Source organism: Delftia sp. PE138, assembly GCF_018320755.1.
GTDB lineage: Bacteria > Pseudomonadota > Gammaproteobacteria > Burkholderiales > Burkholderiaceae_C > Comamonas > Comamonas tsuruhatensis.
In genome coordinates this window covers 987,018-1,006,405 of sequence record NZ_JABEPN010000001.1, presented here as the reverse complement: position 1 = coordinate 1,006,405, position 19,388 = coordinate 987,018, and the positions used below count along the sequence as shown (strand labels likewise).

16 protein-coding genes and 1 tRNA gene are annotated in these 19,388 nt (G+C 62.6%); 6 read left to right on the top strand and 11 right to left on the bottom strand.

What is annotated here, in order from left to right:
- Positions 1-2: 2 nt before the first annotated feature.
- The 8 genes from HFGMBDPB_RS04550 to rpsO all read right to left on the bottom strand — a co-directional run bounded on the left by HFGMBDPB_RS04550 (position 3) and on the right by rpsO (position 6,196).
- Positions 3-482 carry a NuoB/complex I 20 kDa subunit family protein gene (locus tag HFGMBDPB_RS04550; RefSeq protein ID WP_012206978.1) on the bottom strand — a complete coding sequence of 160 codons (480 nt, stop codon included), beginning with the start codon at positions 480-482 and terminating at the stop codon, positions 3-5.
- A 23-nt stretch (positions 483-505) separates the two neighbouring features.
- Positions 506-865: an NADH-quinone oxidoreductase subunit A gene (locus HFGMBDPB_RS04545; protein ID WP_012206979.1), complete on the bottom strand. Its 360-nt coding sequence runs from the start codon at positions 863-865 to the stop codon at positions 506-508.
- Positions 866-938: 73 nt separating this feature from the next.
- Positions 939-1,023 (bottom strand) — tRNA-Leu (locus HFGMBDPB_RS04540).
- Positions 1,024-1,141: 118 nt separating this feature from the next.
- On the bottom strand, positions 1,142-1,534 hold the full coding sequence (gene secG / locus HFGMBDPB_RS04535) for a preprotein translocase subunit SecG (RefSeq protein WP_016447712.1): 393 nt from the start codon (positions 1,532-1,534) through the stop codon (positions 1,142-1,144).
- 58 nt (positions 1,535-1,592) lie between these two features.
- Entirely contained in the window at positions 1,593-2,339 is a 747-nt protein-coding gene (tpiA, locus tag HFGMBDPB_RS04530) for a triose-phosphate isomerase (protein ID WP_017404094.1), read from the bottom strand.
- 2 nt (positions 2,340-2,341) lie between these two features.
- Positions 2,342-3,343, bottom strand: a complete 1,002-nt coding sequence (locus tag HFGMBDPB_RS04525; RefSeq protein ID WP_016447714.1) for an NAD(P)H-quinone oxidoreductase — start codon at positions 3,341-3,343, stop codon at positions 2,342-2,344.
- Between the two features lie 118 nt (positions 3,344-3,461).
- A complete protein-coding gene (pnp, locus tag HFGMBDPB_RS04520; RefSeq protein WP_017404092.1) occupies positions 3,462-5,723 on the bottom strand; it encodes a polyribonucleotide nucleotidyltransferase in 2,262 nt (753 codons plus the stop codon).
- 206 nt (positions 5,724-5,929) lie between these two features.
- A complete protein-coding gene (rpsO, locus tag HFGMBDPB_RS04515; RefSeq protein ID WP_012206984.1) occupies positions 5,930-6,196 on the bottom strand; it encodes a 30S ribosomal protein S15 in 267 nt (88 codons plus the stop codon).
- Between the two features lie 848 nt (positions 6,197-7,044).
- On the opposite strand from rpsO, the gene HFGMBDPB_RS04510 reads away from it, so the two are divergent.
- The 6 genes from HFGMBDPB_RS04510 to HFGMBDPB_RS04485 all read left to right on the top strand — a co-directional run bounded on the left by HFGMBDPB_RS04510 (position 7,045) and on the right by HFGMBDPB_RS04485 (position 12,806).
- Positions 7,045-7,608 carry a GspH/FimT family pseudopilin gene (locus HFGMBDPB_RS04510; RefSeq protein ID WP_082001476.1) on the top strand — a complete coding sequence of 188 codons (564 nt, stop codon included), beginning with the start codon at positions 7,045-7,047 and terminating at the stop codon, positions 7,606-7,608.
- Positions 7,599-8,237, top strand: coding sequence for a type IV pilus modification protein PilV (pilV, locus tag HFGMBDPB_RS04505; RefSeq protein WP_212644987.1), 639 nt, complete (start codon positions 7,599-7,601; stop codon positions 8,235-8,237). Before HFGMBDPB_RS04510 ends, pilV begins: the two co-directional genes overlap by 10 nt.
- Positions 8,234-9,109: a PilW family protein gene (locus tag HFGMBDPB_RS04500; protein WP_212644986.1), complete on the top strand. Its 876-nt coding sequence runs from the start codon at positions 8,234-8,236 to the stop codon at positions 9,107-9,109. The genes pilV and HFGMBDPB_RS04500 overlap by 4 nt, the downstream gene beginning before the upstream one ends.
- Positions 9,106-9,870, top strand: coding sequence for a pilus assembly PilX family protein (locus tag HFGMBDPB_RS04495; RefSeq protein ID WP_016447720.1), 765 nt, complete (start codon positions 9,106-9,108; stop codon positions 9,868-9,870). Before HFGMBDPB_RS04500 ends, HFGMBDPB_RS04495 begins: the two co-directional genes overlap by 4 nt.
- Before the next feature lie 78 nt (positions 9,871-9,948).
- Complete coding sequence (locus tag HFGMBDPB_RS04490) at positions 9,949-12,372, top strand: pilus assembly protein (protein WP_249343344.1); 2,424 nt, start codon at positions 9,949-9,951, stop codon at positions 12,370-12,372.
- A gap of 8 nt (positions 12,373-12,380) precedes the next feature.
- Positions 12,381-12,806: a type IV pilin protein gene (locus HFGMBDPB_RS04485; RefSeq protein WP_026062047.1), complete on the top strand. Its 426-nt coding sequence runs from the start codon at positions 12,381-12,383 to the stop codon at positions 12,804-12,806.
- Positions 12,807-12,832: 26 nt separating this feature from the next.
- Here HFGMBDPB_RS04485 and ribD read toward each other — a convergent pair whose 3' ends face one another.
- From ribD to HFGMBDPB_RS04470, 3 genes are read right to left on the bottom strand one after another with little or no spacing between them, the layout of a single operon-like run.
- Complete coding sequence (gene ribD / locus HFGMBDPB_RS04480; RefSeq protein ID WP_212644984.1) at positions 12,833-13,969, bottom strand: bifunctional diaminohydroxyphosphoribosylaminopyrimidine deaminase/5-amino-6-(5-phosphoribosylamino)uracil reductase RibD; 1,137 nt, start codon at positions 13,967-13,969, stop codon at positions 12,833-12,835.
- Between the two features lie 36 nt (positions 13,970-14,005).
- A complete protein-coding gene (locus HFGMBDPB_RS04475) occupies positions 14,006-14,497 on the bottom strand; it encodes a type IV pilin protein (RefSeq protein WP_074921034.1) in 492 nt (163 codons plus the stop codon).
- The gene (locus HFGMBDPB_RS04470) at positions 14,494-19,386 is read right to left on the bottom strand and encodes a pilus assembly protein (RefSeq protein WP_074921035.1); all 4,893 of its coding nucleotides are present in this window, start codon (positions 19,384-19,386) and stop codon (positions 14,494-14,496) included. Before HFGMBDPB_RS04470 ends, HFGMBDPB_RS04475 begins: the two co-directional genes overlap by 4 nt.
- Positions 19,387-19,388: the final 2 nt, after the last annotated feature.

Here is a 19,388-nt window from a genome sequence, read left to right as displayed (position 1 = left end):
CCTTAGACGCGAGCGATGGTATGGGTGCGGCGGATCTTCTGCTGCAGCTGGATGATGCCGTAGATCAGGGCTTCCGCCGTGGGGGGGCAGCCAGGCACATAGACATCGACCGGCACGATGCGGTCGCAGCCACGCACCACGGAATAGCTGTAGTGGTAGTAGCCGCCGCCATTGGCGCACGAGCCCATGGAGATGACCCAGCGCGGCTCGGACATCTGGTCATAGACCTTGCGCATGGCGGGCGCCATCTTGTTGCACAGGGTGCCGGCCACAATCATCAGGTCCGACTGGCGGGGGCTGGCACGGAAGACCTCCGAGCCAAAGCGGCCAATGTCGTAACGCGCCGCCGCAGCGTGCATCATCTCGACCGCGCAGCAGGCCAGACCAAATGTCATGGGCCACAGCGAGCCCGTCTTGGCCCAATTCACCACCGAGTCGTAACTCGTGGTGATGAAGCCTTCCTTCATCACGCCTTCGATCATCGTGTTTCCTTAGTGAACCCGCATCAGTCCCAGTCCAACGCACCCTTCTTCCATTCGTAGACAAAGCCCACGACGAGAACGGTCAGGAAAATCAGGACAGCGGCGAAACCAGCCCCACCCACGTCCCGAAGCGCAACGGCCCAGGGCAGCAGAAAGGCGATTTCCAAATCAAATAGGATGAACAGGATGGCGACGAGGTAGTAGCGCACATCGAATTTCATGCGCGCGTCTTCGAAGGCCTCGAAGCCACATTCGTAGGGAGAGTTCTTGGCGGCATCGGGCCGGTTCGGACCCAGCACATACCCCAGTACCAGGGGGACTACGCCGACACCCATGCCGACGAGAATGAACAAGAGAACGGGAAGATACTGGTCGATGTTCATCGTGTGCGGCTACCTTGAAAGGCATGCCCGCACCGATCAGCCTGATCAGCAGGGCAGGCTCTTAGTTATATCTTGGTGCCGTCGGCGAGACTCGAACTCGCACAGCTTTCGCCACTACCCCCTCAAGATAGCGTGTCTACCAATTTCACCACGACGGCTACGTCTCGATTTCGGCTGGCTCTTTATCTTCGTTGCAAAGATTCCGCCTACCGAACAATCTCTAGATTCTACTCTGAAAAACCCTCGGACCAGGAGGACCGAGGGCTTTGTTCGAAATTATTTCGTGGGGATCTGGGCCGCACCTTCAGCACCGGCAGCAGGCGCCTGACCTGCCGCAGGAGCAGGCACTTCGCCAGCAGCGCCAGGGACTGCGGGAGCCGGTGCCGTGATGGGGGCCGCGCCTTCCAGCACGCTGCCCGAGCTGACGGGGCGCGCATTGCTCAGATAGGCCAGCGCCAGCGTGGTCACGAAGAACACCGTGGCCAGGCCTGCCGTGGAGCGCGACAGAAAGTTCGCGCTGCCCGAGGCACCGAACAGGCTGCCGGAGCTGCCGCTGCCGAACGAGGCGCCCATGTCGGCGCCCTTTCCGTGCTGGATCAGGATCAGGCCGATCATGCCGAGTGCCGACAGCATCTGGACGGCGAGGATCACGCTTGCGAATGCATTCATTGGTTGTACCTGCTAGTAACGCGAGAGCTAAAAAAGCGAATGGAGAAACTGCTCCGGCTCACTGGGCCGCAGCGATGATGGTCAGGAAATCCGGCGCCTTGAGCGACGCCCCACCCACAAGACCACCGTCAATGTCGGCCTGGGCCAGAAGCTGGGCTGCATTGGAGGCATTCATGCTGCCGCCGTAGAGCAAGGGGATGCGGTCAGCCTGCCGGCTGGCAGCCGCCAGCTGGGCGCGCAGCACGGCATGCACCTGCTGCGCCTGCTCGGGTGTTGCGGTCCTGCCGGTGCCGATGGCCCAGACAGGCTCGTAGGCCACGACCAGCTCACTGATGCACTGACCCACCTGATGGATCACGGCTGCCAGCTGGCGCTTGACGACTTCCTCGGTCTGCCCCGCCTCGCGCTCTGCCAGCGTTTCGCCCACACAGACGATGGGCGTGACGCCCTTGGCCAGCGCAGCCTGCGCCTTCAAGGCCACCACGGCATCGGTTTCGCCATGGTATTGGCGACGCTCCGAGTGCCCCACCAAGGTGTAGCGCACGTCAAAATCCTGGAGCATGGCAGCCGAAAGCTCGCCCGTGTAGGCGCCCGAGTCATGCTGCGACACATCCTGCGCAGCCACGCCAATGGACGAACCTGCAAGCTCGGCCTGGGCCTGGGCCAGATAGGCGGCCGGCACGGCCACCGCCACACCCGCATTTCCACCTTCGGGCAGCCCCTGCTTGAGGGCCTTGAGCAACACGGCATTGGCAGCCAGGCTGCCATTCATCTTCCAGTTGCCGACGATGAGTTTCTTCTTCATGGTTACCACGTCAAAACGATTTTGCCGGTGTGCTGACTTGACTCCATCAGCGCGTGCGCCTTGTCGGCATCAGCGGCAGCAAAGGTGCTGTGAATCACAGGGCGGATACCGCCTGCCTCGATGAGCGGCCAGACCTCGCGCCGCAGCGCCTGGGCGATGGCCGCCTTGAAGGCGACAGGACGCGGACGCAGCGTGGAGCCCGTCACCAGCAGGCGACGGCGCAAGACCAGGCCCGCATCGAACTCCGCCTTGATGCCGCCCTGCACCGCAATGATGACCAGACGGCCATCCTCGGCCAGGCTCTGCACTTCGCGCGCCACATAGCTGCCCGCCACCATGTCCAGGATCACGTCCACGCCCTTGCCGTCGGTGATGCGCTGCACCTCCGCGGCAAAGTCCTGGGTACGGTAGTTGATGGCATGGTCGGCGCCCAGCTTCAGGCAGTCGGCGCATTTGGCATCGGAGCCAGCCGTCACGATGACCGTGGCGCCACGCGCCTTGGCCAACTGGATGGCCGTCACGCCAATGCCGCTGCTGCCGCCCTGCACCAGCAGGGTTTCGCCCGCCTGCAAGGCGCCGCGATCGAACACATTGCTCCAGACGGTGAAGAAGGTTTCAGGCAATGCCGAAGCCTCCACCTCGCTGAGCCCCGCCGGGATGGGCAGGCACTGGGCCACTGGCGCAACGCAGTACTCCGCATAGCCACCACCGGCCAGCAGCGCGCACACGCGGTCGCCCACGCGCAGGCCTGCCAGCCGCATGGCGTCGTCGTCACCCGACACGATCACCCCGGCCACTTCCAGCCCGGGCAGATCCGAGGCACCGGGCGGCGGGGCGTAGTGCCCCTTGCGCTGCAACACATCAGGGCGATTGACACCGCTGGCCGAGACCTGGATCAGCAACTCCTGCGCGCCGGCCACGGGCAGCGGACGCTCGCCCAGGCGCAAGACCTCGGGACCACCAAAGTCCGTGAGTTCCACGGCACGCATGATTTGCTTTTCCATTTTTCGACCTCGCAATCCCTGTCAAAAATGCCACAAGCGCTGAACAGGTCAGCGCTTTTTCCAGTCACCGCATGCACCTGCAAGGCCCCCCCTTTTTGGGGAACGGCCTTGCCGGGCATTACTGCTGCTGTTGCTGTTGCTGCTCGCCCTCGGCAGCCGGACGACCGCCTTCACGGGGCTCGCGAGGTTCACGCGGCTCGCGGTACTCGCGTTGCTGGCGGGGCTCACGCGGCTGGCGGAACTCACGCTCGGCAGGCGCGGGGCGCTCGCTGCGCTCCATGCCGGCAGGACGCTCGGTCAACGCCTTCAGCGACAGCTTGACACGACCCTTTTCGTCGGTCTCCATGACCTTGACCTTGATGATCTGGCCTTCCTGCAGGTAGTCGGCGACGCGCTCCACGCGCTCGTGGGCAATCTGGCTGATGTGCAGCAGACCGTCCTTGCCGGGCAGCAGGTTCACGAGAGCACCGAAGTCCAGGATCTTGGTGACCGGGCCTTCGTAGATCTTGCCGATTTCGACTTCGGCCGTGATCTCTTCGATGCGGCGCTTGGCTTCGTCGGCCTTGGCGGCATCGCTGGAAGCGATGGTGATGGTGCCGTCTTCGCCGATGTCGATCTGCGTGCCGGTCTCTTCGGTCAGCGCACGGATGGTGGAGCCGCCCTTGCCGATCACGTCACGGATCTTCTCGGGGTTGATCTTCATCGTGTACAGCTTGGGAGCGAAGGACGAGATCTCGGCCTTGGCTTCACCCATGGCTTCCTGCATCTTGCCCAGGATGTGCATGCGCGCTTCCTTGGCCTGGGCCAGGGCGACCTGCATGATTTCCTTGGTGATGCCCTGGATCTTGATGTCCATCTGCAGCGCGGTGATGCCGCTGGTCGTGCCGGCCACCTTGAAGTCCATGTCGCCCAGATGATCTTCGTCACCCAGGATGTCGGTCAGCACGGCAAAGCGGTTGTCTTCCTTGATCAGGCCCATGGCGATGCCGGCCACGTGGGCCTTCATCGGAACGCCCGCATCCATCATCGACAGGCAGCCGCCGCAAACCGAGGCCATGGACGAGGAGCCGTTGGACTCGGTGATTTCCGACACCACGCGAATGGTGTAGGGGAACTCTTCCTTGCTGGGCAGGCAGGCCGCCAGGGCGCGCTTGGCCAGGCGGCCGTGGCCGATTTCGCGGCGCTTGGTCGAGCCCATGCGGCCCACTTCGCCAGTGGCAAAGGGAGGCATGTTGTAGTGGAACAGGAAGCGGTCCTCGAACTCGCCGGCCAGCGCGTCGATGCGCTGCGCGTCGCGCTCGGTGCCCAGCGTGGACACGACCAGGGCCTGCGTCTCGCCACGCGTGAACAGGGCCGAGCCGTGCGTGCGGGGCAGCACGGAGTTGCGAATTTCGATGGGGCGCACGGTGCGCGTGTCACGGCCATCGATGCGCGGCTCGCCGGCCAGGATCTGGCTGCGAACGATGCGTGCCTCGATGTCGAACAGCATGCCTTCGACCTTGACGCCGTCGAACTCCACGCCCTGGGCCGTCAGGCCGGCCTTCACGGCGGCGTAGGCTTCGCGGCAGGCCTGCGTGCGGCTTTGCTTGTTGCGGATCTGGTAGGCCGCGCGCAGGGCTTCGTCACCCAGTGCCGCCACCTTGGCGATCAGCTCTTCATCCTTGGCGGGAGCGACCCAGTCCCAGACGGGCTTGCCGGCTTCGCGCACCAGTTCATGGATGGCGTCAATGGCGATGCGGCCTTGCTCGTGGCCGAAGACCACAGCGCCCAGCATCACGTCTTCAGGCAGTTGCTGCGCCTCGGACTCCACCATCAGCACGGCAGCTTCAGTACCGGCCACGACCAGATCCATCTGCGAATCCTTGCGCTGGGTCTGGCCGGGGTTGAGCACGTACTCGCCATTGATGTAGCCCACGCGGGCTGCACCGATGGGCCCGTTGAACGGAATGCCCGACACGGACAGGGCGGCCGACGTGGCGATCAGGGCGGCGATGTCGGCATCGACTTCGGGGTTCAGCGACACGGTGTGGATGACCACATGCACGTCGTTGTAGAAGCCTTCGGGGAACAGCGGGCGGATCGGGCGGTCGATCAGGCGGCTGGTCAGGGTTTCGAGTTCGCTGGGCTTGGCTTCGCGCTTGAAGAAGCTGCCGGGGATCTTGCCTGCGGCGTAGGTCTTCTCGATGTAATCGACGGTCAGCGGGAAGAAGTCCTGGCCGGACTTGGCCTGCTTGGACGCCACCACGGTGGCCAGCACCACGGTGTCATCGATGTTGACCAGCACGGCGCCGGAAGCCTGGCGGGCGATCTCGCCGGTTTCCATGGTGACCGTGTGCTGGCCCCACTGGAAGGTCTTGGTGACTTTGTTGAAGATGGACATTGTTGCTCCTAGGGAATGTTGGCCAGATGCACTCATCCGGCCATGATGGAGAGCAATTCAGAACACGATGCCATTCCATTGCTGGATTTCTTGCTATCAAATCCGCAGCAATGGAATGACACAGCTTCGCTCTGTCTTGCTTTCTCCGAAGTAAAAAACGCCTGAGCTAGACAGGCTAACTCAGGCGTTTCGATCTCCCACCGTGCTTACTTGCGCAGGCCCAGCTTGGCGATCAGTGCGGTGTAGCGATCAGCGTCCTTGGACTTGAGGTAGTCCAGCAGCTTGCGACGGCGGCTCACCATGCGCAGCAGGCCACGGCGACCGTGGTGGTCCTTGGCGTGTTGCTTGAAGTGAGGGGTCAGCTCGTTGATGCGTGCGGTCAGCAGGGCCACTTGCACTTCTGGGCTACCAGTGTCGTTGGCAGAGCGTGCGTTGGACTTGACGACTTCAGCCTTCACGGAAGATGCGATCATTTTTTTCCTTGGAAATTGGCGCCTCAAAGACAAAAGCAAGGAGGCAGCCTTGGTTACTTGCGCCGGGACTGGAAAGGCCCCGACGTGCGTCTTGCACCATGCAAAACCCTGGGATTATAACAAGCACGCCCGGACCGGCATCCACACCTGATTTGCGGCCCTTTGCCACTTCGGCCTGCTGCCCGCCCAGAATCCCGCAAAGCCCGCGCCACAGGCATGCCGTCACGAAGCACGGATATGTGGTGCGCAGGCATTCCATACACCAAGGGAGGGCCACGCCATGGCAGTGCGTTTTTCATTCATTCCATCGACCCGACAAGCGCAGCGGCGGCAATGCGCCCTGCTCTGCCTGGTCGCGGCCCTGGGCCTGGCCCTGCCTGCCCAGGCTGCGTCCCACCGCGCCGACGCATCGGCTGCGCAAGGCTCCAAGCGCAAAAAGGGCGGGCAGCGGGTCCGGGTGCCGACGCAGCGCAGCAGCTCAGACGAGTCGCCCGAGCAACGCGACAAGCGGCTTTACCGCGAATGCCAGGGCAGGCACAACGCCGGAGCATGCGCCGGATACACCGGGCAGCCGCCGGGCAGGCGCCAGCGCTGACACGCTCCCAGAAACAGTCCTAGGCCAGCCTCCAATACCAAAAAATCCGGCAAAGCCTTGCCATCATTGGATTTTTTCGCACCTCTGCACGCCTGAATTCAGCCCCATTCACGGCACAACTCCTATTTTTTGACCAAAGAAACAGATTGGTCTGAAAGACATGCACGAACAACCCCAATAGATTGAGCGGCGCACGAAACAAGCAGCAACAACCAGCGTTGCGCAAGCCAATCGACGGGGAGGGATTCAAGAGATGTCATCGACCAGGCCTCAGGCTCGCCCGGGCGCCAAAGGCTTCACTGCCATCGAGTTGATGGTGGTCGTCGCCATCCTCGCCGTGCTCACCACGCTGGCAGCTCCCAGCTTCAACCTCATCATCGAGCGCTGGCGTGTTCGCCAGACCGTCGAGGCCCTGCAATCGACGCTGCAGTACGCGCGCTCCGAAGCCGTGCGTCGCGGTGGCGGCGTTTTCATCCAGAAACTGCCCCAAGGCACCAAGGGCTGCACCCTGGCGGCGCAGCACGCCGACTGGGGCTGCGGCTGGGTGGTGTTCGTCGACCGCAATGGCAACAGGCACTGGGATCCCAAGGAGGAGCTGCAGCGCTTCGACACGCCCGCCCGCACCCTCGTCACCCGCTCCCGGTCTGCCTCCATCATCAGTGTGGACCGCTGGGGTCAGTTGGGCGGACTCACCGCCATGGGTTTCGCCATTGCGCCATCTCCGGCCGGAATCACTTCCGCCGCAACCCAAGGCATTTGCGTCTCGTCCGGCGGACGCATCCGGGTGGTCGGCCAGGAGGGTATTCCATGCGCCTGACACGTACCCGCAATCGGCATCCCAATGGCTTTACCCTGATCGAAACCCTGGTCGCCACCGTCATCACGGCCCTGGGTGTTCTGGGAATCCTGGGACTGCAGATGCGCACCCTGGCCGACAACCAAAGCGGCGTGCGCCGCGCCCAGGCCATCCGGCTGATCGAGGACCTCAGCGAGCGCACGCACGCCAACCCCAACTCCCTCGGACAGATCGGCCGCTACGTTTCCGACTGGAATCACGCCCCCGAATCCGTCGCCGACTGCAGTGCCGCCGCATGCGGCCCGGACGCAATGGCCAGCTACCACCTCGCACGATGGAAGGCATCCGTTCGCCAACTGCTGCCAGGCGGGGCCGCCAAGGTCTTCCTCGCAGGAAACGAGGCAGCCGCCAGCGCCGGCAACGGGCGCCAGCTGGGGATCATGATCAGTTGGCGCGAGAACGAAAAGTCCGGCAAGGCCGACTACAAGGACCCCGTCGGGCTTGATGGCGATGGCGATCGCATGCACGGCGATCAGGCCACGGCCTGTCCTGCAGGCAGAACCTGCCACCTGCAATACATCGCACTCAGCGCTCGCTGCGCTCCCTACCTTGCAAACAACGCAGTCCAGCTCTTCTGCGCAGGCCCATGAATCCCCATCGCATCGCCACCGCCATTGCGGCCAGACCGCGCCAACGCGGCCTGAGCCTCGTCGAACTGCTGGTCGGACTTTTCCTGGGACTGCTGATCATCGGCGTGGCCATGGGCGCACTCATGGCGTCACGCGCCGTGTCCGCCACCGTCAGCGATGCCAGTCAGTTGCAACAGCAGGCTTCCCATCTCTTCCGTGTCATGGGCCGGCAGATCCGGCAGGCGGGGTCCCTGCGGCTGCTTCTTGCATCACACAAGAGGGCAACAGAAGCCATTGACGTGGCAGACCCCGTTGCATTCGAGGCGGGCGCACTGGACTTCAACCCCACGCACGACACCATCCAGGGCCTCGATGCACCCGGGCGCTCCCAATACAAGCTCGCCGTGGGCTACAGCAACTACACGCAGCCGCTGCACACATCGGCCATCGAGACCTCACTGCAGCGCAATTGCCTGGGGCAGACCAACAGCGACAGCCTCATCCTGAGCCGCTTTGTCCTGGACGCCAGTAAAAACACCCTGCGCTGCGCCGGAGCGCCCTCCGCGGGTGCCCAGCCCCTTGCCAGGAACGTCGCCAACTTCCAGGTGCGCTACCTGATCCAGGCGCCGGGGGGCGCCGCCCGCATCCAGTATGTCAACGCAGCCGCCGTAGGCCAGGACTGGCCTCGCGTCGTCGGCGCCGAGGTCTGCCTGGTGCTATTCGGCAACGAGGCCATCGACATGCCCGCCAACAGCAGCTATACCGACTGCGACGACAGCGACGGTACGGCCGAATCCATCCACATGGCCACGCTGCCTGCGCCCAGGACGCGGCGCCTGCACATGGTCTTTCGCAGCGTGTACCAGTTGCGCAGCCAGGGGTTGGCCGGATGACGCACAAGGCTGCAGGCATGCGACATGCCCACACCTGCGCAGCTCAGCGCCAAAAAGGCATCGCCCTGTTCATCGTGGTGGTCCTGGTCATGCTGTCCATGCTGCTCGCCCTGTGGGCGTCGCGCAGCGCACTGTTCAACGAAATGTTCGTGGGCAACGATGCCGACTACCAGCGTGCCCTGGAGGCTGCACAGGCCTTGCTGCAGGATGCCGAACTGGATATTCGGGGCGAACAGGCCAGCGGCGCCGCCTGCGCCGCCAGCAGCAGCCAGCCATCCGTCTGCCGCAGCGGTGCAGGCATCGCACAGTTCCCCCGGGAAACCGGGGAAGTCGGCCTGCTGCTGGCCAGCCTCGCTGAGGCCACACCCACTGGATGCCGCGATGGCCTGTGCACCAAGCGCACGGGACCTCAGGACTTCTGGAACAACGCGGACGAAGGCCAAGGGATCACGCTGGGCCAGATGACGGCCGCTGACGTCGGCGCACGCTACGGCCAGTTCACGGGCGCCATCGCTGGCGGAAAGAGCGACTCCATCCTGGCAAATCGTGAGGCAGGAAAGGGAGGCTGGTACTGGATAGAGATCCTGCCCTATGACGTCAACGCAGGGAACTCGGGCGTCATCGCCAACGGCTCACCCCGACTGGCCCTTTACATGCAGCCCCAGGTGATCTATCGCATCACGGCCATTGCCCATGGCCGCAAGAGCAACACCCAGGTGGTGATGCAGCAGACCTACGCCCGGCAGAAACGCCGCGACTGACTCAGGACACCTGACATGCCCCACCTCTGCCAACCCTGGCTCCGGCGCATCCTGCTGCCAGCGCCGACAGCCGCAGCCATGGTCGCTGCAGTCCTGGCCGCGCAAAACAGCCAGGCAATGGATATGACCCAGTCGTCGCTTGGGCCCCGAGTCAAGGTCACGATAAAGCCTGGCCTGCCGGCGCCCATCCAGGTCCAGCAGGTCTCGGAGGCAGACACTCCAGTTGCCAGGGTTCAGGCAGATGGCACCGAATTCGCCGCGCCCATTGAAGACTGCCCGGCCGGACAACAGACAGATGCCAAGGGCCGCAGCAGCTCCATGGTCTCCAGCGGCAGCGTGATTACGCGGGCCGGCGTGGACATATTCAGCGCCCGCTACAGCGCAAAAGCGGCCTGGAACGGCTGGATCAGCGCAGAAACCGTCCAGGCCGATGGCAGCCTCACCGCAACAGCCGGCTGGCAAGGCAAAACCACGGCCGGCCACCTGGATGCACTCAGCGACGAACAGGCAATCAATGACCGTCTGATCCTGACCTGGAGCGACAGACTGCAAAGAGGCGTGTCCTTCAAGTGGAATGAACTCGACCACCGGCAGAAAGCCTCCCTGGGCATCGATGCCGAAGGAAGAGCAGACAACCTGGGCAAGCACAGGCTCAACTTCATACGCGGCGACCGCCGCATGGAAGCTCCGGGACAACCGCCGCGCGTTGGCCCCACCCGTCCTTTTCGCCAGCGCAGCTCGCGCCAGGGCGACATCGTCAACTCCCAGATCTGGCATACCGGCCATCCCGTGGACAACTGGCCCCTGCCGGGCTATGCCGCCTATACCCTCGCCCAGCAGAACCGCCAGCCCATGATCTATGCAGGCGGCAATGACGGCATGCTGCATGGCTTTTCGGCCACCGACGGCAGGGAAAAGATCGCCTACATCCCACGAGGCGTGATCTCCGGACTGGCAAGACTTTCCGACCCCGACTATGACGCCCGGCATCGCTACTTTGTGGACGGCTCCGCCATGAGCGGCGACATCCCCCCGGGCAGCGTTGCGTCCTCGCAGTGGCGCACTGTGCTGGCTGGCATGGCGGGCGCCGGAGCCAAGGGCTACTTCGTGCTGGACATCACCCATCCGGAGGCTTTCAGCGAGTCCGGCGCCAGCTCGCTGGTCCTGCTCGACCGAACCCAGACACGCAACAGCGATCCCGGCGACTGCGCCAGCCTGGATGACATGCGCCAGCGCGCCACTTGCCAGGAAAACAAGGACCTGGGCCATATTTTTGCGGCCCCCGTGCTGGACGATGCCAACCCGCAACGCAGCACTCAGATCACGCAGTTGAACAACAACCGCTGGGCACTGGTGACGGGCAACGGCTACCACAGCACCAACCAGCGGCCCGTGTTGCTGATCCAGTATCTCGATGGCAACCAGGAGCTGTTGCGCCTCGTTGCCACGGGCAATACCCCAACCGGCACCACCCCCGAGACTACCCGCAACGGACTCTCCGCCCCGCGCCTTGTGGACATCAATGGAGACGGCCGGCCCGATGTGGTCTACGCAGGTGACATCCAGGGCAATCTGTGGAAATTTCTCATCGCCAGCGGTGCCTCCTCCCGCTGGGGCGTGGCCTTCGACGGCCGGCCGCTGTACACAGCCTGGGGTGGCAGTTCTCCATCGGCCACTCGCAACCTGCGTCAAGCCATCACCGCCCCTCCTTCCGTACGCGCCAATGACCGGCGCAGGGCCAGCAAAAATGCCAAAGAAGGGCGCGAGCGCTTGACGGCAGGCGGCATGCTGGTGGCATTCGGTACCGGACGCCACATCACGCGGCAGGATTCTGGCAACACAGCGGTCCAGAGCATCTATTCCATCCTCGACAGCACCCGCTACAGGTTGCTCGCGGACGGCAGAGTGCAAGCTTGCCTCGATGGCAAGGATTCGGACTGCAGGCAGCCTGACGGACAGCGAGCGGCACCCGTTTCAGGCATCGGAGAACTGGCCAGGCGCTCGGTGAACCATCAGCCGGCAGGGGCGGCCGGCCAAGGCTTCTGGCGCGTTGACTCCACGACCGACCTCGACTGGACGCGGCACAAAGGCTGGTACATGGACCTGCCCCTGCCGGGCGAGCGCCTGCTCAAGCCAATGGGCTTCCACGACGGCAGCAACATCCTCGCGATCTACAGCCAGATACCTGCCGGATCCCCCAGGCGCCCCGGCGAAAGCGCAAGCCCGCCCGACGCCTGCAATGCGAGCGAGGAGCGCCAATTCCTGACATTCATGAACATCATGGATGGCAAGCGACCCGGCGTTCCGTTGATGGACAGCAACGGCGATGGGGTCTACGGCACGGCAGATGAGGAGGTCTCGCGCGCAAGCGTCGCCAGGGGATCCCAGGCCCTGCTCCACAAGGGCCATCACGCCATCGGCTACGACGCCGAAGGCCGTCGCAATGTACTCGCCCGCATGCCGGAGCAATCCCTGCGCCCCAGCTGGCGCCAAATGAAATGAGGCACCACATGCGCCGCCCTCGATCCCCAGGATTCACGCTCATCGAACTCATGATCGTCGTGGCCGTCATCGTCATCCTCGGCACGGTCGCCGTCCCCAGCTACAACGAGTACATCCGCGCAGTCCACCGCGCCGACGCCCGCGCCGGCCTGCTCCAGGCCCAGCAATGGCTGGAGCGCGCCGCCACCGCCAACGGCACCTACCCCACCGAGCTGCCTGCAGACCTGACCTGGGCCCACGACTCCAGCAAGCGCTACACCATCGACTTCCTGTCAACCAGCGGCCACGACGACGACACCTACACCCTGATCGCCACACGCCGCGGCTCCCAGTTCGGTGACCGATGTGGCGATTTCACGCTGACCCATACGGGCGAGCGTGATGCGCTCGGCCTGGGTGTGAATACCACTGCGGTGGAGTGCTGGGGGCGGTAGCAGTAGCTGCGGCTGCGCATGACGCCTCAGGTTGCGCAGCTCAACCCAAGCCGATCCGCCCCTACCTTGCGGAGAAGCACCCGCAGGTCGCCTCCCACACTTGAGACTGAATGGAATGACATGGCCTGAGCATCGGCCAGTCTGCTCAAAGAGGGCATATCGGCCCAACCGGCTCCGTTCCATAGAAGCTTGGGCGCCAGATAGGCCAACCATTCGTCTACCAGCCCTGCTTCGGCAAGCGCAGCATTGAGCCGATGGCCGGCCTCGACGTGCAGCTCATTCACTTCCAGCCTGGCCAGATCATGGATCATGGCGGGCACATCCACACGCCCCAGACCATCAGGCACATACTGCAACTGCGCTCCACGCTCCAGCAGCGCAAGCGCGCGGTTTGATGCCAAATCACTGACTGCCGTGTAGATGACGACCTTGCGTTGCGCAGCAAACAAGAGTGCATCAGGAGGTGTCTGGAGCTGGCTATCCACCACGATGAGCATGGGCTGCCGGGACGTTTCTACCTCTCTGACATCCAGGCGAGGATTGTCGGCAAGCACCGTGCCTATGCCCGTCAGGATCGCACAGGAACGGGCGCGCCAGGCATGGCCATCATGCCGGGCTTCGGCAGAGGTGATCCACTGACTCTGCCCATTGCTCAATGCAGTGATGCCATCCAGAGAAGCCGCCACTTTGGCGCGCACCCAGGGCCTGGCACGAAGCATGCGGCTGAAAAAACCCAGATTCAGCTCCCACGCCTGATCTGCGCCATCACCAATCTCAACCTCGACCCCTGCGGCGCGCAGCCTCTCAAAGCCCTGGCCACCCACGCGGGGATTGGGATCCGTCAACGACGCCACGACCTTGCCGATGCCGGCCTCCACCAGCGCATCGCAGCACGGCCCTGTGCGGCCATGGTGAGCGCAGGGCTCCAGGGTCACATAGGCAGTGGCGCCTCGCACGGAGTGCCCTCGGGACTGGGCATCGCGCAAGGCCATGACTTCGGCATGCGGACCTCCCGCGCACTGGGTGGCGCCTTGACCCAGCAACACCCCCCGGGAGTCGACGATGACGCAGCCGACCCGAGGATTGGGGGAGGTTCTGAACAGCGCTTGCGTGGCAAGCTCGATGGCCTGAGCCATCCATTGCGAGGACAATTTGGAGACCATTTCAGGAGGTCAGCGGTAGCCTAGGCCCTCTGCCAACTATCGCCAGCAGTAGTCCATGGCCGCCTGCTTGTTGGCGAAATACTTGTCACTGTACTCTTTCAAGTCCTTGCGGCCATATTGGTCCAGGTAGTAATCGCCGCAGCGATCCGAGGCCATGCCGGCAGATGCCTTTCGCACGGCCTTGATGGAGTAGGCATCCCGCACATCCTCAGTCACCACAACCGAAATGTCATAGACCGCTGTGCCCTGCCCCTTGGGGGGAGATACCGAGAAATATGCAGGGAACAGCGCAGAATTGGTCACGGCGGTTCCAGCGCTGTTCTTGTCATAGCGGAAATTCTCCGAATAGAACCGTTCCATCCACTGCTGAGCAGACGAAAGAACGGTTCTGGCCTCGGACCTGCGGCTCTTGGCCACATATTCCTTGTAGGAGGGGTAGGCCACAGAGGCCAAGATGGCGACGATGGCCACGGTAATCATCAGTTCGATCAGCGTGAAACCCGCCATCAATCGAGAATCTCTTTTCATTGATTGGTCCTCAGGCCGGGGACATCACGCCACTGCATGCGGGGAGAAGAACTGAAGCACATGATGGCGTCCGCATTGCGGCCCACCACACGCTTGGCACCCATGCCAGGGCCGCAGGTGGGTGAGGCCTTCTCGCAGGTACTGCCCGTGCAAGTACATCCAGGTTCGCCCGCCTTGCAGTTTTTGGTGAAGGGCTTCTTGGAGCGGTCATTCACCACGCGTACGCGCTGGTCACCGCCAATGTCCTTGCCGGCGATGATGACCGTCTTGGAGTTCACCACCATCGTGCCTTGCACATTGCGCTCGGCACGTCCGGAAATAGGATCGATAGTGTAAAGGGTCGTGTTGGGCGTATCCGAGCACTGGTTGGAATCCGATTTGGGCCGGACCCCCACCAGAGAAAGCACGCCCGCATCCAGCGAAGGATCGGCGAGCACGGCCTCGGCCGAGCCAGGCAGGGCGATGTACCAGCCATCGTGCTGTGACCAGTCCAGCGCCGTTCCATCGGAAGATAGGTAGACATTGCCCGCACTATCGCGCGTATATGCACGGGACACCAGCGTGCTGCCCGACCAGGCCGGTAACGCCCTTGACGTGGGCATACCAGGGCGATCCCAGATGCCATAGACGCGTTGCGTGGTGCCCGTCGCAGGGAAGTCCCCGGTTTCAAATGCATTGCCAGTACCAAAGGTGACCAGCATGCCGCCACGCCCCATGAACAAGGTCTGCGGCGCTGTTGTGATGGGCAGTTGCGTCGTGACAGCCGAGGCTCCGGTGCCCGTGGTGTACTGGGCTCGGAACAAGGGAAGGTTGGCGGACGACGTGGATTTGTAGGCTACGCCCCAGTTGTCTGCCGTCGTGCTGGACACATCGAACTTCCACAGATTGCCCTTGAGATCCCCTGCGTAGATCACATCGGCCGTACCGTCGCCGTTGTAGTCCTCCCAGCGTGGCATGGCCATGCCATTGCCGGTGCCAGCATCGGCGACGATCTTGGTATAGCGCCCGCTCCAACTGCCGCTCGAAGGGCCATCCATGTAGAGGATATAGAGCACCGCCTTGCCACCGGGAGACCTGTTGCCGTTGCCCAGCAGCAGCGCATACTGGCCGTTGTTCATCTTCGCCACGGGTGTGGCCTGATTGCTGGTGGTATGGATACCCACATCGCCGGTGATATAGCCGAGATCCGCATCATCGTCCGACGTGAATTGCCATTTGAAGATGCTGGACGCATTGGACTCCGAGAAGCTCGAAGGGTCGGTCGCATCGAGAGCAAACACGGCGCGTCCACCGCGACCCAGCGATGCGAAGACATAAGACCGCCACACCGACTTGGAGCCCGATGTCACCAAGACGTCCGCCGTAAAAGGATTGCCGTCCACATAGGGCCAGATCGTGCCCTGCGGCAAGGTCTCGGTGGAATCCAGTGTGAAATTGGCGTTGTTGAGTTTGGTGCGACTGGAGGTGTCGCGCTGCAGCGGCAGCTCGGGCAGGCGATTGGCCAGCACCCCCGGCACATAGGCCAGCAGCTCATTGCCATTTTCCGCATCGAAGGCGTGCAGCATGCCGTCATTGGCAGCCACCCACAGCAGCTTCTTGCGGCTACGGTTGTCGCCATAGAACTTGGTGTAGTCGGCATTGCCCTGAATCAGCGCCTGAGGGCGATCCTGTATCCAGGGTGTGCCGTTCACGATGGAGCCCAGCAGACTATTGCCACGCTGGCGCAGAGCGGAGGCGCCCTCCAGAGATTGGTCGCCGCGCACATAGTTCAAGGCCAGCTTGGCGTTGTCCACGCTGAGCTTGTTGGCTGAAGCCGTGGTCATCTGCTCTTTATATGCGTCGGTCAGGGAGTCCCAGCGCAAGGCGATACCCGCATTGCTGCCATTGCCGCTGTTGGTGATGATGGCGCGCGTGCCACCCGCCGCAGCGGTCTTGAGCATCAGCCCGGCTTCCCACGAGTAATTGGCGCCGACATTGCCGTCCGCATCGATCTTGTAGGCCTCCAGCGCGCCCGAATAGGTCGCGTTGTCGAATTTGGCCACGTACTTGTAGCTGCCTGACACGAACTGAGAGGACGAAATGGCTGGAGCCGCATTCGAGTCCTTCGCCACGGCATCCAGCACCCGGCGCAACTGGGCCTCGAGAATTTCAGGACGGCGTGCGAGAAAGTAGCCGTCCGGAACACCATCCGAGCCAGAGTTTCCATCGCTGCTCAGGCTGTCCCAACTGGCCTGGTTGGGCGGCATGGTCAGTGTGCTGTAGGTGCCGTTTGACAGCTTTTCGCTGGAGCGGAAGTAGCCGTATTTCGCTGCGTACCACAGCGGGTCCTTGATCAGTGCATCCGTCTCGCCAACCATGTTGAAGGTCATGGGCACCAGATAGTCCTCGTTCTTGACCGTGCAGTAGGCGGAGAATTTGCTGCTGCTGCCGTCGCTGAACGAGACCGTGCCATTGCCGGTGACATTGCAGACCGTGCCGTCATACGTCTTGGTGCCAATCAGCCGCTTGCGGTAGCTGTCATCACCGCAGAGATACTGGGAGGTATCGGGCATGCCCTTGAGCTTGCCACTGCTGTAGTGCTGGTGGGTCAGGTATCGCCCATTGGCGGATTTGCCGCCCGTTTGCACCCCAATGATACTGAAGCCATGGGTTCCCGGACTGCCCCCGCAGACACCCGGGATGTCGGTGGTGATTTTGATATCCCAGCCAGAAGGCGAACTGGCATTTGCAATCAAGTCGTAGCGCAGGAAGCCGGTGATATCCATGTCGTAGTCGCCGCCCATCAGAATGTCATTCCAGGTGACGATGAAGGAACCATAGAACTCGCCGGAACTGATGGAGGCAAAGGTCAACGGCGCACTGACATTTCCGCCGTCCTGCACGCTCTCAGGCGTGATATAGACATATTTCTTGGGATTGCTGCCAGGGATCAGTACGTCGATTCGCGGAGAGCCACCGGTCAGCGAGGCGGCCATGGTCCGGACCTTGAGTGCGTTCTCCACCGTGCCCAGATCCGAGGGCGGATTGGAGATAGTGCGAATCTTGGCGGTGTTGCCATAGAGCGCGGCGCCTGCCACCTGGTAGGTTCCGCCCATAGCGGGCGCTTCGGGACAGATGCCATTGACGTCCGACAGCGTGCCCACGGTCTTGGCTGAGCAGGCATTCTTGTCGTCCGCCGCTGTCAGCCCCTTGCCGCCCACCGAGCCTACGGAGCGCGATGTGCCTGTCAGCCCTTCGGCATCCCCGATCTTGTTGACGTAGGAATCCAGATTTCCAGTGGTATTCGACAAGGTGCCAAAGGCCGTTCCTGCCTGGCCGTCAAAACTCAGCGCATTGGACGAGAACGCAAGGATATTGAGGGGCCTGCAGATGGCATTGCCATATTTTGCACGCGCATCCGTCGTGGCCAGCGGGTCGGCCCATGTCGCCACGGGCATGCCCGCCGTCGTGTCGTTGTTGCTGGATGACGGATTGTTGGGCGTAGGACTGCTGCCGTTGTAGGCGTAGTACTGCAGGGCCTGCACCACCATCTCGCCTATGGGGTTGCCCCAGGCCGGCAAATCCCCGTCGGGAGAATTGCTGGGCGTCTTGCCGTTTCCATACGAGGTGCCATTGCGTCCGAACAGGATGATGGAGTCGAAGGTCTTTATGGCACCCTTGCCCGTTTCTCGAAGGTCGTCCAGCTTCTTTGCACATTTCGAGGATTCGCTGTGGCAGAAGACACCGGTGGTGCGGTTGATCTCGTCGTCCAGATCGCGGATGTTCTTGCGCAATGCACCCGCCGTATGGTTGTTGTCGTAGCTGCCCGTGATCAGGCCGAATTCCACGCGCGCCGCAGCGTTGCTGGTGCTCGGATAGCCGAACTCCTGCAACAGGCCATAAGGCTTGTAGTTGGATGTGGAGTCCGCCGGATAGGCCTGGCAACGCTCATCGCCCAGCAGGCTGGGAACACAGGCCTTCACCTTCACCGTCAGGTCAGGGCCTACGCCGGAATAGGTGGCTCCGTCCGCAGTCTTCGAAGGAATCTTCTCTTCATGCTTGACCCCACCGTTGCCCTTGTCTGTATCGGAATAAAAGCGCGCCAGCTTGGGGCCAAAGGTGCCCAGGTTGTAGTTGTCCGTGTCATCTCTCCAGCGGCAGAGCTTGACCTCCACGGTGGACCAGAATCTGACATTGCCCTTGACCAGCCGGATATTGGGTTCCGACAAGGCAGGATTTTCACTGCTGCCCGTGACACACATGCTCAGGCCTGCATAAACATTGGCATTGGCGCCCGTCGTTTTTATCAGATCAGTGGTCGAGAATGGCGTGTAGTCACGGATATCCGTGCCACGGTAGTATTTGACGAAGGAGTGCGCATCCTGCACCAGCCTGGAGCCCATCAGCACCGTGGATTCGTTCTTGTCCTCGCTGCGAAAACCTCCATAAAGCATCTTGCGCACGGTATCCAGGCGCGTCATCGTCGCCCAGTTGAGGAAATTGCCGCTCCAGTACGACTGCGTTGCCGGGCAACTGAACTTGGTGGATTTGACGGACCCGGTGGTGACCTCTGTTTTGGTTGCAAGCACCTTGGGCACGAAGATGCCGCTTTCATAGGCATAGCACTTCGTGGCATCGAAATAGCCGTAGTACTTGAAGTCGGGCTTGAATGTGGTGTCGATCACTCCATCGCCATCGAGGTCTTCAAAGTCCGTGTAAACCGGCCCGAACAAGGTGTGGTCCTTCGAAGCCGTCAGCATGATCATCGGCTTGTTGGCCGATGTGACGATGTTCGGCGGAACGCCTTGACGTGGCCTGGACACTTCCAGCGGACTCGCGCCAACGGCAGTGCAGGCGAACGCAGCCACCAAGCCACCCACAAAGGCCAACAATGATTTTCTTGTATTCATTT

Excerpts from the sequence above, each read along its gene's own strand:
- HFGMBDPB_RS04550 (WP_012206978.1), bottom strand. The coding sequence starts at position 482 with ATGATCGAAGGCGTGATGAAGGAAGGCTTCATCACCACGAGTTACGAC.
- HFGMBDPB_RS04545 (WP_012206979.1), bottom strand. The coding sequence starts at position 865 with ATGAACATCGACCAGTATCTTCCCGTTCTCTTGTTCATTCTCGTCGGC.
- secG (WP_016447712.1), bottom strand. The coding sequence starts at position 1,534 with ATGAATGCATTCGCAAGCGTGATCCTCGCCGTCCAGATGCTGTCGGCA.
- tpiA (WP_017404094.1), bottom strand. The coding sequence starts at position 2,339 with ATGAAGAAGAAACTCATCGTCGGCAACTGGAAGATGAATGGCAGCCTG.
- HFGMBDPB_RS04525 (WP_016447714.1), bottom strand. The coding sequence starts at position 3,343 with ATGGAAAAGCAAATCATGCGTGCCGTGGAACTCACGGACTTTGGTGGT.
- pnp (WP_017404092.1), bottom strand. The coding sequence starts at position 5,723 with ATGTCCATCTTCAACAAAGTCACCAAGACCTTCCAGTGGGGCCAGCAC.
- rpsO (WP_012206984.1), bottom strand. The coding sequence starts at position 6,196 with ATGATCGCATCTTCCGTGAAGGCTGAAGTCGTCAAGTCCAACGCACGC.
- HFGMBDPB_RS04510 (WP_082001476.1), top strand. The coding sequence starts at position 7,045 with ATGTCATCGACCAGGCCTCAGGCTCGCCCGGGCGCCAAAGGCTTCACT.
- pilV (WP_212644987.1), top strand. The coding sequence starts at position 7,599 with ATGCGCCTGACACGTACCCGCAATCGGCATCCCAATGGCTTTACCCTG.
- HFGMBDPB_RS04500 (WP_212644986.1), top strand. The coding sequence starts at position 8,234 with ATGAATCCCCATCGCATCGCCACCGCCATTGCGGCCAGACCGCGCCAA.
- HFGMBDPB_RS04495 (WP_016447720.1), top strand. The coding sequence starts at position 9,106 with ATGACGCACAAGGCTGCAGGCATGCGACATGCCCACACCTGCGCAGCT.
- HFGMBDPB_RS04490 (WP_249343344.1), top strand. The coding sequence starts at position 9,949 with ATGGTCGCTGCAGTCCTGGCCGCGCAAAACAGCCAGGCAATGGATATG.
- HFGMBDPB_RS04485 (WP_026062047.1), top strand. The coding sequence starts at position 12,381 with ATGCGCCGCCCTCGATCCCCAGGATTCACGCTCATCGAACTCATGATC.
- ribD (WP_212644984.1), bottom strand. The coding sequence starts at position 13,969 with ATGGTCTCCAAATTGTCCTCGCAATGGATGGCTCAGGCCATCGAGCTT.
- HFGMBDPB_RS04475 (WP_074921034.1), bottom strand. The coding sequence starts at position 14,497 with ATGAAAAGAGATTCTCGATTGATGGCGGGTTTCACGCTGATCGAACTG.
- HFGMBDPB_RS04470 (WP_074921035.1), bottom strand. The coding sequence starts at position 19,386 with ATGAATACAAGAAAATCATTGTTGGCCTTTGTGGGTGGCTTGGTGGCT.